Here is an 11,953-nt window from a genome sequence, read left to right as displayed (position 1 = left end):
TTGTAAACGGCGGCTGGACAAAAAATGGTACAAATTTTATCCGGGCATTTCGTCAAACAGATGTTGTCATCTAGCACGTGAAGATGCGATTTCGTATCCGCGTTAAAACGAACTAAATATTGCTTTTCTTCAATCGTTTGCGCCTTCATCATTTCATCACCTTCCATGCTTTCATCATATCGCGTGCCAGCTTAAACTTTTGTTTCGTTGAGCCGAGATCACGCCAAATTTTTTTCTGTTTTTCCCATTTCGATGCCCCGTCCACCGTAAACATTTGGCTTGCTGCACGGTTGAGCATTGGAATGTATTGATCAAAATATTGCGGAAATGACTCAAAATGATGCGTCGCATCCTTATATTTTTTCAAATCTTGACCGATAAAACTTTCCATGAGCTTCATTCGGTATTGATCAAGCATGCTTTCCGAAAAGTCGTTTTGCTCTTTTGCCATAATGATTGTTTCCGCCGCTAACCGACCAGAAGTCATCGCCATATTGGAACCTTCGCGATGAATCGCATTGACAAGCTGGGCGGCATCACCGACGACAAGCACTCCATGACCGGCCACTTTTGGAATGGAATGATAGCCGCCTTCTGGAATTAAATGGGCTAAATATTCCACCGGTTCACTCCCTTGAATGTATGGACGAATCATCGGATGATTTTTCACATACTCAAGTAGCTCATACGGCTTGATTTTATGCTTAACTAACCCGGATAATAACGTGCCAACACCGATGCTAAGTGTGTCTTTATTTGTATATAAAAAGCCTGTTCCTAAAATTCCTTTTGTCGCATCGCCAAAAATTTCGATCGTACAGCCTTGGTTCGCTTCAAGGTTAAAGCGATCTTCAATGATGTTTTTATCAAGCTTTACAATTTCCATCGTCGCTAAAGCGACTTCGTCTGGCCGCCATTCACGGTGGAAGCCGAGCTGTTTTGCAAGTAGCGAGTTAACACCGTCAGCCAACACGACGACATCGGCATAAATGTCGCCATCTGGACGATCCGTACGGACACCAACTACGCGGCCGTTTTCGACAATACATTCGACCGCTACCGTTTCACATACGAGAAGCGCCCCTTGTTCAACTGCTTTTTCCGCAAACCATTGGTCAAATTTCGCGCGCAATACGGTAAAGTTGTTGTACGGCTCACGCCCCCATTCTAACCCTTTGTAGCTAAACGTGACAGCCGACTCTTTATCCATCATCATAAACCGCTGCTCAACGATTGGACGTTCGAGCGGCGCTTCTTTATAGAACGCTGGAATAATATCTTCCATCATTTTGCGGTACAATACACCGCCCATGACATTTTTCGCCCCTGGATATTCACCGCGCTCTAGAAGTAGCACGTTCACCCCCGCTTTTGCTAGTTCATAGGCACACGCCGTTCCGGCCGGACCTGCGCCAACGACGATACAATCAAATTTTTCAGGCATGGCGAATTTCCTCCTTCATACGGTCAGCCTTTAATTTTGAAATTTCTTCTTTTAATCTCTCAATGAGAAGCGGGACAATTTCAAACGCATCGCCGACAATGCCATAATGGCATGATTGAAAAATCGGTGCGTTTGGGTCTTTATTGATCGCAATAATTAATTCCGAGTTTTGCATGCCAACGACATGCTGAATCGCACCGGAAATACCGATCGCAAAATAAATTTTCGGTGTGACTGTTACGCCTGTTTGTCCCACTTGGTGATGATGATCAATCCACCCTGCCTCGACGACATCACGGCTTGCCCCAACTGCACCACCGAGCACTTCGGCTAGCTGATGGATGAGTTGAAACCCTTCTTTGCTTCCCATGCCTTTTCCGCCAGCGACGACGATATCCGCTTCGTCAATGCGCACTTTTTTTGTTGTTTCTCTTACAATCTCTAATACTTTCGTACGCATTTCTTCTTCGCGCAATTCAATATGTTCTTCGACGATGCGACCTGTTCGCGATGAATCTGGTGGTAGCGCTTTCATTACTTTTGGGCGCACCGTCGCCATTTGTGGACGATATTTTTTACATAAAATCGTCGCCATAATATTCCCGCCAAATGCCGGACGACTGGCTAATAATAGTCCTGTGTCTTCTTCAATATCGAGTATCGTCGTATCAGCTGTTAAGCCTGTCGGTAAATCGGTGGCGATGGCGCTAGCTAAATCTTTCCCGGATGGCGTTGCCCCGTATAAAATCACTTCGGGCTTATGTTTATGGCAACAATCTAACAATGCGCGCATATATGGCTCGGTTCGATAATGCTCGAAAATAGCATCGTCATATACGTATACAACATCCGCACCATATTGGAACAATGTCGGTGCAAGCGACTTCACTTGATGACCAATCAAAACACCTGCAAGCTCCGTTTTTCGCTTATCTGCAAGCGCACGTCCCGCCCCTAACAATTCTAAAGACACAGGAGCAATGTTTCCGTCTTTCACTTCAATGTATATCCATATCCCCCGATAATCATCGAAATTCACATTTACCCCTCCCTATGAAAACAACTCTTTTTTTCCAAGTACAATAGATAAAAGTTCTTGCACTTGTTCTTCTTTTGTTCCCGTTAATATTTTTCCGCCTTCTGGTTTTGGTGGCGCCCATACTTTTGATACAATCGTTGGAGATCCTTTTAATCCTAGTTGTTTGCGGTCAACATCTTCTAAGTCGTCTGCGGTCCAAATCGTTGGTTGATATCGTGCGGCTTTAATCATGTTTGGCAAAGGTGCAAAGGAGATGTCGTTGATGTCTTTTTCTACAGTGAACAAACAAGGCAATTGTGATTTGACGACTTCATAGCCATCTTCTAATTTCCGATGAACGATCGCATACCCTTTTTCTTTATTGATTTCAACGACCTTGTTGACGCCAGTAAGAGGAGGAATGTTTAAACGGCGAGCGATCCCTGGTCCAACTTGTCCTGTATCTCCGTCAATTGTCATTTTTCCACAAATGATAAGATCAATCGGACGCTGTTTCGCGATTTTTTCAAGCGCTTTCGTCAGCGCATAGCTTGTTGCGAGCGTATCAGCTCCGGCAAATGCTCGGTCTGAAATCATATACCCTTCATCTGCCCCAAGCTCAATACATTTCTTAATCGCTTTTACTGCTGGAGGAGGGCCCATCGTTAACACGGAGACTGTTCCACCGTATTTCTTTTTTAAACGAACAGCTTCTTCCACTGCATGCGCGTCATACGGATTTAAAATCGCTGGGGCGCTGGCACGATCCATCGTGTTCGTTTTTGGATTCATTTTAATAATTTTCGTATCTGGCACTTGTTTAATACAGGCTACAATATGTAGCATATATTCACCTCCAAATCGATTGAATGTATAAATATTCTAGCATAATTAATACATCGCTCGTAACAACTGTCTGAAAATTTACGTTTTTGTTCACAATTTCACCGTACAGTTGCGTGAATGACGACGCCACGCCGAATCATTTCCTCGATGTAGCGATCCCCAGGGACGATTTGTTCAGGAGGGTATGCACCACGTTTTTGAATCGTGCCATCACCAATCATTTGTGCAACAACGGAAACCGTATAGGCAGTAGAACGTGCCATCGCTGTAACATGTCTTTGTCGATCTTTATGCGTCACCATTTCATATTCATATGTTCTCTCTTTTCCATCTTTTTCTCCCGCCACAATGACACGCAGCAAAACGACATCTTCTTTTTCTTTTAAATCTAAAAGCGGAGTCAGTACTTTTAACAATACATCGCGTGGACAAACCGTTTTCCCGTCTACTTCTACTTCATAATCACGACGCGTCAATTGCAAATCGACGAGCAACCGAAATTTTTCTGCATGACCGGGATAGCGAATCGTTTTATATTCTAGACATTTTACATGTGGATAAGACTGTGGCAGCGTAGATGTTCCCCCTGATGTATGAAACGCTTCAAGCGGACCGAAACGATCGAAATAAATTGTTTCAACTTCTGACAAAGATGGCACTTGCCGTTTTTGTCCATCCCGAATGATGAAGGAAGGATCCGTGTAATGATCCAACAAACCTTCAAGCGAAAAAACATGATTGTACCCAAGCGGCGGCTCTGGACGAAGCGGAATACCGCCAACATATAATTTAATGGTATGAACGCGATCAAGCTGACCTGCCCCATATCCTGTTAAAATGTTAATCATCCCTGGGGCAACACCTAAATCTGGAATTATTGTAACACGAGCTCGTTTCGCTTGTTCATGTAAAGCAAGTACACGATCTGTCATATGACCAATATGTCCACCTAAATCGACTGCGTGCACACCTGTTTCGATCGCCGCTTTCGCTACTTTTTCGTTAAATGTGTAAAAAAGTGCGTTGATGGCTACATCATGTCCTTGGATGGCATCCCGTAGTTCTTCATCATAAGTTGCATTCACCCGCTTCACTTTTACTTTTTCTGATGCTAACGAACGTTGAACGTCTTTCGCTTTTTCTTCATTTACATCAGCCAATGTCACTGATGATACGTTTTGCTGTTCAATTAAATCGCGCACAGCTTCTTTTCCCATTAAACCTGCCCCAAGAACAATGACATTCATCGTTCATCCTCCTCATACATCAATTTGTGCCCGTTGTAATTTCCCGCTATAGTCGACATAAATACTTTTCCACTCCGTAAAAACATCAAGTGCCGCTACCCCTGAATCACGATGCCCATTTCCCGTCCCCTTCGTTCCACCGAACGGCAAATGAATTTCTGCTCCGGTCGTTCCTGCATTGACGTATACGATTCCTGTATCGAAATCGCGCATCGCTGTAAACGCCCGATGAATATCACGAGTAAAAATCGCGCTCGAAAGTCCATAATCAACGCTGTTATTCACTTCAATTGCTTCTTCTAAACTACGAACAGATATAATCGATGTAACAGGACCGAAAATTTCTTCCCGTGCGATGGTCATTGTCGGTGTGACGTTTGTAAACAATGTTGGTGCATAATAAAATCCATTTTTATATTGTTCTCCTTGCATCACATGCCCACCTGCAAGCAACGTTGCTCCTTCGTTTTTTCCGATTTGCACGTAATGATCAATTTTTTGCAATGCATCCCGATTAATGACTGGCCCTACCTTCACCCCTTCCTCTAATCCGTTGCCAACCGTTAATGTTTTCATAGCCGAAAGCAATCGTTCTTCTACTTGTTTTTTCACACGGTCGTGCACGATGACACGGCTGCATGCAGTACAACGCTGACCTGATGTACCGAAAGCGCTCCATATAATCGCCTCAACAGCGAGAGTTATATTTGCATCATCCATGACGATAATGGCATTTTTTCCACCCATTTCAAGCGACACTTTTTTCAAATGTCGTCCACACGTTTCAGCAATTCGTCGTCCAACTTCGTTTGATCCGGTAAATGAAATGACTTTGACATCACGATGTTCAACAAGCGCTTCACCAACGACAGAACCACGTCCATGCACAACATTAAACACACCGTTTGGTAAGCCAGCCTCCTCGAATATTTGCGCGAGTTGTTGTGCCATGATCGGTGTTTCCAAAGCTGGTTTCCAAACAACTGCATTGCCAGCAATGATCGCAGGGAACGACTTCCATGTGGCAATAGCTATCGGAAAATTCCAAGGCGTAATTAAACCGACAACGCCAATTGGCGCGCGAACGCTCATCGCAAACTTATTTGGAAGCTCTGATGGCGTCGTATCCCCGAATAGTCGTCTTCCTTCTCCTGCCATATAAAACGCCATATCGATTCCTTCTTGCACTTCACCTCTTGCTTCTTCTATTACTTTCCCCATCTCCATTGTTAATAGGCGGGCAAGTTGTTCTTTCCTTTCTTGTAGCAACATGCCGACTTTATAAAGTACTTCTGCTCGTTTTGGGGCCGGCACAAGCGCCCATGTTTTTTGCGCACGCTTTGCCGCCGACACCGCCTGTTTGACATCTTGTTCATTTGATAATGTTACTTCCCCGATGCTTTCACCCGTAGCTGGGTTTATAATTGAAACAAATTGCCCACTTGTCGATGGTATCCATCGTCCATCCATATAGTTTAATACTTTCATTTTTTTCCTCCTCTCGCCTGTTCAACAGTTAAAAATGGGGATAAGACGCATGGATCTGTCACGATTTCGATGACCGTTGGTTTATTGTTTTGGAGCGCTTTTGTGAGCGCAGCTGAAAATTGTTTTTCTGTCTCTACACGTATGCCATCAGCCCCGAAACTACGCGCCAAGCTTGCAAATGATATATCCCCTAACTCTGTTCCAATGACACGATTAGGGTAACGAAGTTCTTGATACATGCGAATCGTCCCATACATCTTGTTGTTAAATACAAGACTAATAACAGGGATGTTGTATCGAACTGCCGTTTCTAGCTCTTGTATTGTCATCATAAATCCCCCATCCCCACTTAGCGAAACGACAGGACGATGCGGTTTTGCCAATTTTGCCCCAATGGCTGCCGGTAAACCGTATCCCATCGCTCCCGACGTTGGCCCAATATATGTATGTTCACAAAATTGAAAAAATGAGTGGAGCCAACTTGCGAAATTGCCGGCATCATTTGTAATGATCGCTTCGGATGGAAGAAGATGTTGAAGGTTGTGGATAATTTCTTCGTTTACATTCCGTTTTATGGACGGAAGTGATGAAACTCGCTCGTATGTTCCCCTCCGTTCTTGTACCCACGCTGTCCATGTTGGTTGAAGTTGAATGGTGAGCAACCGTTTTAACGCTTCCTTCGCATCGGAAACAACGCCAATATGTGGGGAATACGTGACACCGATGACATCATAATCGATATCGATATGAATAAGTTTTTGCGTTGATAATAACTTATAATCTTGTGTTGTCACTTCTGACAAGCGCGTGCCGATGGCTAAAACAACATCAGCCTGCTCAACTGTCTCAATTATATTTCGTGGCGTCCCTAAGCCGAGATGACCAACATAAAGCGGATGGTCATTTGGAAATACATCGTGCCGACGAAAAGACGACATGACAGGCAGCGACCATTTTTCCACAAATAAACGAAGAACTTCTCTCGCTTCTGACCATATCATTCCCCCCCCCGGCAATGACAATTGGCCGCTTCGCTGACTGCAACAACTGCTCAATGCGCTGAATATCCGCTTCGTTCGGTGCTGGTTTTGGAACAATCGTTTTTGAAAACGTGACATCATCAATTTGCTCATGTAGAAGGTCTTCCGGGAGCGAGACAACAACCGGTCCGGGTCTTCCTGTTTGGGCGATTCGAAACGCCCGCGTGAGTAATTCAGGTAATCTTTTTGCATCATGAACTTCTACGGCCCATTTGGCTAGCGGACGAAAAAATGCTTCAACATCTATTTCTTGAAACCCTTCACGTCCTCGAAATGTCCGTGCAACTTGTCCCAACAATACAACCATCGGGGTTGAATCTTGCTTAGCGGTATGAATACCGATTGCTGCGTTCGCAGCCCCAACTCCCCTTGTCGCCATAACAACGCCGACTTTCCCGCTTGCTTTTGCATATCCTTCAGCCATAAACGCCGCTCCACCTTCATGTCGAGCGGAAATGAGTTGAATCGTCTGTTCAGAAAAAAGGGCATCAAGGATCGGTAAATAACTTTCCCCTGGTACACAAAAGACGTGGGAAATGTCCTCACTTTTTAAACATTGAACGACCGCCTCAGCTGCATTCACTACAAGCCCTCCTTTCTTTTTGTATCATGTATACACAAATGAAATCATTTTATGCTCTAGCGAAAAAAAAGAGGAGTATATCTCTCCCCCTACATTTGATGCGTATTTTCTGTCTGTTCAAATGTTTTCGTCTTTATTCGTCCAATAAACAATGCTCCAATCACCCACCAACCAATAAATATGAGCCACTCATACGGCCAGACAAGCTGGGATGGCATACCTGGCATATATAAAACGATAAATCCGATCGACAACATAAGGGCGATCCAACCAACGATTGATGATTGACCGACTTGAAACGGTCGTGGCATATTCGGTTCTTTTTTGCGCAATGCAATAAATGATAGAGCAACAAGGAAATAAGCGATGATAATAGAAAATCCTCCTGCATCTACAAGCCAAACGAGCATTGGTCTGCCAAGTAGAGGAGCAAATGTGGCGAGCGTTCCAATAAATAAGACGGCGTTTGATGGTGTTTTGTATACAGGATGAATGCGGGCAAACCATTGTGGCAGGAATTCTTCTTTTGCCATCGCATAAAGTACGCGGCTACCTCCGATAATAAACGCATTCCAACTTGTTAGAATGCCAGCTAATCCTCCAATAATAAGCACTTTTGAAAAGAATGAACTGCCTAATGCAGCAGCCATCGCATCGGCTGTCGGAAGCGACGAATTTGTAAGTATATTATCTGGTAAAATATATGACACAGCAAAAATGACAGCAACATAAAACAAAACAGCTAAAGCTACAGAGACAATGAGAATTTTTCCAATGGAACGTTGTGGAATTTTCATTTCCTCTGCCGTCTGAGGAATGACATCAAAACCGACGAACATAAACGGTGTCATCACTAACACAGCAAGTAAACCGGCCGCGCCATCTTTAAATAACGGTTGTAAATTTTCTATATCCCCGTTTACAAACGAACCTCCTAAAAGCGCCATACCGACGAGAAAAATGACAAACGTCAATACGACTTGCAAAAAGGCTGCACTTTTGACTCCACGGTAGTTAATAAACGTAATGATGATGGAACCGAGCATACCAACCATCACCCATGAGACGTTCACATCCCAACCTGCAATCGTCCATAGATAACCAAATTTAAAATTCGGAAATAAATACTCAATGACTGTTGGGAGCGCAACCGCCTCAAACGCTACAACGGATAAATAGCCGAGGGCGATGGCCCAAGCGGCGATAAATGACGCCTTTGGTCCGAGGGCACGCAAAACGAAATAATGCTCACCACCCACCTTAGGCATCGCCGATGACAACTCGGCATACGTTAAACCAACAAAGATAACAAGTATACCTCCAATCAAAAAAGCAATGATGGCTCCGAGCGCGCCAGCACTCGTAATCCATGTACCAGAGAGCACAACCCATCCCCAACCGATCATCGCCCCAAATGCTAACAACAACACATCTAATTTCGTTAATACTTTGTAAAACTGTTGATCCATTCTATATCCCCCTTTCACATGTTTGGATGCGGACGAATAGAAATCGTTTGGTACGCTGTAAAAAACTCGATGGCCGCTTGCCCTTGTTCGCGCGTGCCTGAACTTGATTGCTTCATCCCACCGAACGGCGCTTGCGGCTCTGCCCCTCCTGTCTCACCATTTACTTGCACCATTCCTGCTTCGATACGTTCAATAAAGTAAAGCGCTTTTGATAAGTCGTTTGTAAATAATGAAGCACTTAAACCATAAATACTGTCGTTGGCCATTTCAATCGCTTCATCAATGGATGATGCTTCAACTATTGATAGCACAGGACCAAATATTTCTTCCCTCGCAATCGTCGCTCGATGTGATACAGCGTCGAATACGGTTGGCTCAATGTACCAGCCTACGGCATCGCTGGCGCCCCCTCCAACAAGAAGTCGCCCTTCTTGTTTTCCAATACGAATGTAACGCTGAACTGTCTCAAACTGCCCCTTTGATACAACCGGTCCCATTGTCACTTGTTCATCCATCCCGTTGCCCACTCGAATGCGACCTACATGTTTAACTACACGTTCTCGAAATACATCGATGATCTCTTTTTCGACAAATACCCGACTCGTTGCGGTACAACGTTGCCCCGTTTGTTTCATCGCCCCTTCTACTACAAGTCGAGCAGCAAAGTCGACATTGGCATCTTTTAAGACGATGGCCGGATTTTTCCCCCCGAGTTCGAGCTGATATTTCGCGCCACGGGCTGCCGCTTTTTTTGCAATCTCACTACCAATCGCGTTTGAACCTGTAAACGTTATGGCATCTACTCCTTCATGCTCAACGATCGCATCACCAATTGTGCTACCGCGACCGACAACGAAGTTTAAAACCCCCGAAGGTAACCCGGCTTCTACAAACAATTCAACGATGCGCGCACCTGTCGCACTTGCTTCCAATGCTGGCTTAAATACGACTGTATTACCGTACACGAGAGCAGGAGCAATTTTCCATATTGGAATTGCTAGCGGAAAGTTCCATGGTGCGATCACAGCAACAACACCGACAGGAACACGTTTTGTAAAAAATAAGTTTTTGGCATCAAACGATGGCAATACTTCACCTATTTTTCTCAGTCCTTCGCCAGCATAATATCGCAAAATGGCCGCGCTCCGATACACTTCTCCTTTCGTTTCAGCAAATCGTTTTCCCATTTCTTTTGTAGCTAATGTCGCCAATTCATCTGCATATTGCTCAAATAAATAAGCCGCTTTTTGTAAATAACCGCCACGCTCCGGTGCCGAAGTTTGCGCCCACTTTTTCTTTGCTTTCACTGCAGCACGTACCGCTTCGTCTACATCGTGAACAGATGAACCCGCAACGACCGCAACAAGCTCTTTCTGATCTGCTGGATTATAGCGCTCAATCACTTCATTTCTTCCTTCGACCCACTGACCATCAATGTAGTTTTTTACTTTTCGCATCATTTCACCACCTTTTGTTGTACTTCTGCTAACAGCTCGCGTAAAATTGAAAATCCGCGCTCGAGCTGTTCGTCCGTCATCACTAACGGTGGTAAGAAACGAACGACGTTGCTATACAATCCGGCGCTCAAAAAAATCGCACCGCGCTTCCATGCATGCGAAACGATATATGCTGTTTGTTCTTTTGCTGGTGTTTTGTTCTCGCGGTCTGTCACCAGTTCAATCGCGCACATTGCCCCAAGTCCACGCACATCGCCGATGATGTCAAATTGTTGCTTCATTTCTGTTAGAAGCGACATCATCTTTTCACCAAGATGGCGCGCACGCGCGATTAACTGCTCTTCTTCAATCACATCTAAAACAGCTAATGCAGCGGCGCATGCAAGCGGACTGCCAGAAAACGTACCACCAAGCTGACCGACTTCTGGAGCATCCATCATTTCACTTCGACCAACGACGGCGCTAATTGGTACACCGGCTCCCATTGATTTTGACAACGTCATTAAATCAGGCGCTACACTAAAGTGCTCCATCGCAAACATTCGACCTGTTCGAGCAAAACCCGTCTGAATTTCATCAGCAATCATCACGATGCCATGTTCATCACAAATGCGACGAATAGCCTGCATAAATTTTGCCGATGGAACGACAAACCCACCTTCTCCTTGTACAGGTTCAATGATGATCGCCGCCACATGATCAGGCGCCACTTCTGCTATGAAAAACTGTTGAAGTGCTTGAATAAGCTGATCATCAACTTCATCTGCTGTTTGCCCGTTAGCGCGGTAGTAATACGGATATGGGAATTTATACACTTCTGGGGCAAACGGACCGAACCCTTTTTTATATGGCATGACTTTGCTCGTTAAAGACATCGTTAATAACGTTCGCCCATGGTATCCACCTGTAAATGATACGACGGCAGGACGTCCCGTATACTTTCTAGCAATTTTCACAGCGTTCTCGACCGCTTCAGCCCCGCTATTTAAAAAGATCGCTTTTTTCGGAAAATCTCCCGGTGTTAACTCATTTAACTTTTCCGCCAATAGCACATACGATTCATACGGTGTAACATGGAAACAAGGATGAATATATGCGGCTGCCTGTTGCTGAATAGCAGCAACAACTTTCGGATGGCAATGTCCAACGTTTTGTACCCCGATCCCTCCTGCAAAATCGATGTATTCGCGATCATTTATATCGCGAATGATCGCCCCTTTCGCTTCTTTAATAAAAATCTCCGTTACATTGTACGGCGCCCGCGCCACTGCTTTTCTTCTTCGTTCCATCCAATTCGACATCATCTCTCCTCCTCGTATAGTATGTTTAGAAAGATTTTTAAATCGAATTTCCAGTTCGAT

General features: G+C 44.6%; 8 protein-coding genes and 2 pseudogenes. All 10 read right to left on the bottom strand.

Annotated elements, in window-relative coordinates; translation table 11 throughout:
- A pseudogene (locus tag V7Z64_RS08185) lies at positions 1–167 on the bottom strand (4Fe-4S ferredoxin); the annotation flags it as partial.
- Positions 149–1,444, bottom strand: coding sequence for an FAD-dependent oxidoreductase (locus V7Z64_RS08180; protein WP_297991059.1), 1,296 nt, complete (start codon positions 1,442–1,444; stop codon positions 149–151). The gene V7Z64_RS08180 and the pseudogene V7Z64_RS08185, both read right to left, overlap by 19 nt.
- Positions 1,437–2,483, bottom strand: coding sequence for an electron transfer flavoprotein subunit alpha/FixB family protein (locus tag V7Z64_RS08175; RefSeq protein WP_297991057.1), 1,047 nt, complete (start codon positions 2,481–2,483; stop codon positions 1,437–1,439). The genes V7Z64_RS08180 and V7Z64_RS08175 overlap by 8 nt, the downstream gene beginning before the upstream one ends.
- A gap of 12 nt (positions 2,484–2,495) precedes the next feature.
- Positions 2,496–3,308: an electron transfer flavoprotein subunit beta/FixA family protein gene (locus tag V7Z64_RS08170; protein WP_003395841.1), complete on the bottom strand. Its 813-nt coding sequence runs from the start codon at positions 3,306–3,308 to the stop codon at positions 2,496–2,498.
- A gap of 98 nt (positions 3,309–3,406) precedes the next feature.
- Positions 3,407–4,555 carry a saccharopine dehydrogenase family protein gene (locus V7Z64_RS08165; protein ID WP_297991055.1) on the bottom strand — a complete coding sequence of 383 codons (1,149 nt, stop codon included), beginning with the start codon at positions 4,553–4,555 and terminating at the stop codon, positions 3,407–3,409.
- 12 nt (positions 4,556–4,567) lie between these two features.
- A complete protein-coding gene (locus tag V7Z64_RS08160; protein ID WP_297991053.1) occupies positions 4,568–6,043 on the bottom strand; it encodes an aldehyde dehydrogenase family protein in 1,476 nt (491 codons plus the stop codon).
- Positions 6,040–7,666: pseudogene (locus V7Z64_RS08155) on the bottom strand (thiamine pyrophosphate-binding protein). The gene V7Z64_RS08160 and the pseudogene V7Z64_RS08155 overlap by 4 nt, the downstream one beginning before the upstream one ends.
- An 89-nt stretch (positions 7,667–7,755) precedes the next feature.
- A complete protein-coding gene (locus tag V7Z64_RS08150) occupies positions 7,756–9,135 on the bottom strand; it encodes an APC family permease (RefSeq protein WP_297991051.1) in 1,380 nt (459 codons plus the stop codon).
- 14 nt (positions 9,136–9,149) lie between these two features.
- A complete protein-coding gene (locus V7Z64_RS08145; RefSeq protein ID WP_297991049.1) occupies positions 9,150–10,592 on the bottom strand; it encodes an aldehyde dehydrogenase family protein in 1,443 nt (480 codons plus the stop codon).
- Positions 10,592–11,893, bottom strand: a complete 1,302-nt coding sequence (gene gabT, locus V7Z64_RS08140) for a 4-aminobutyrate--2-oxoglutarate transaminase (protein WP_297991047.1) — start codon at positions 11,891–11,893, stop codon at positions 10,592–10,594. The genes V7Z64_RS08145 and gabT overlap by 1 nt, the downstream gene beginning before the upstream one ends.
- Positions 11,894–11,953 lie beyond the last annotated feature (60 nt).

The sequence above is a fragment of the Anoxybacillus sp. genome (assembly GCF_036834105.1).
Taxonomy (GTDB): domain Bacteria; phylum Bacillota; class Bacilli; order Bacillales; family Anoxybacillaceae; genus Anoxybacillus.
Note: the sequence above shows the minus strand (reverse complement) of the source record. Positions and strands in the feature narration are given on the sequence as shown.

Excerpts from the sequence above, each read along its gene's own strand:
- V7Z64_RS08180 (WP_297991059.1), bottom strand. The coding sequence starts at position 1,444 with ATGCCTGAAAAATTTGATTGTATCGTCGTTGGCGCAGGTCCGGCCGGA.
- V7Z64_RS08170 (WP_003395841.1), bottom strand. The coding sequence starts at position 3,308 with ATGCTACATATTGTAGCCTGTATTAAACAAGTGCCAGATACGAAAATT.
- V7Z64_RS08165 (WP_297991055.1), bottom strand. The coding sequence starts at position 4,555 with ATGAATGTCATTGTTCTTGGGGCAGGTTTAATGGGAAAAGAAGCTGTG.
- V7Z64_RS08160 (WP_297991053.1), bottom strand. The coding sequence starts at position 6,043 with ATGAAAGTATTAAACTATATGGATGGACGATGGATACCATCGACAAGT.
- V7Z64_RS08150 (WP_297991051.1), bottom strand. The coding sequence starts at position 9,135 with ATGGATCAACAGTTTTACAAAGTATTAACGAAATTAGATGTGTTGTTG.
- V7Z64_RS08145 (WP_297991049.1), bottom strand. The coding sequence starts at position 10,592 with ATGCGAAAAGTAAAAAACTACATTGATGGTCAGTGGGTCGAAGGAAGA.
- gabT (WP_297991047.1), bottom strand. The coding sequence starts at position 11,893 with ATGTCGAATTGGATGGAACGAAGAAGAAAAGCAGTGGCGCGGGCGCCG.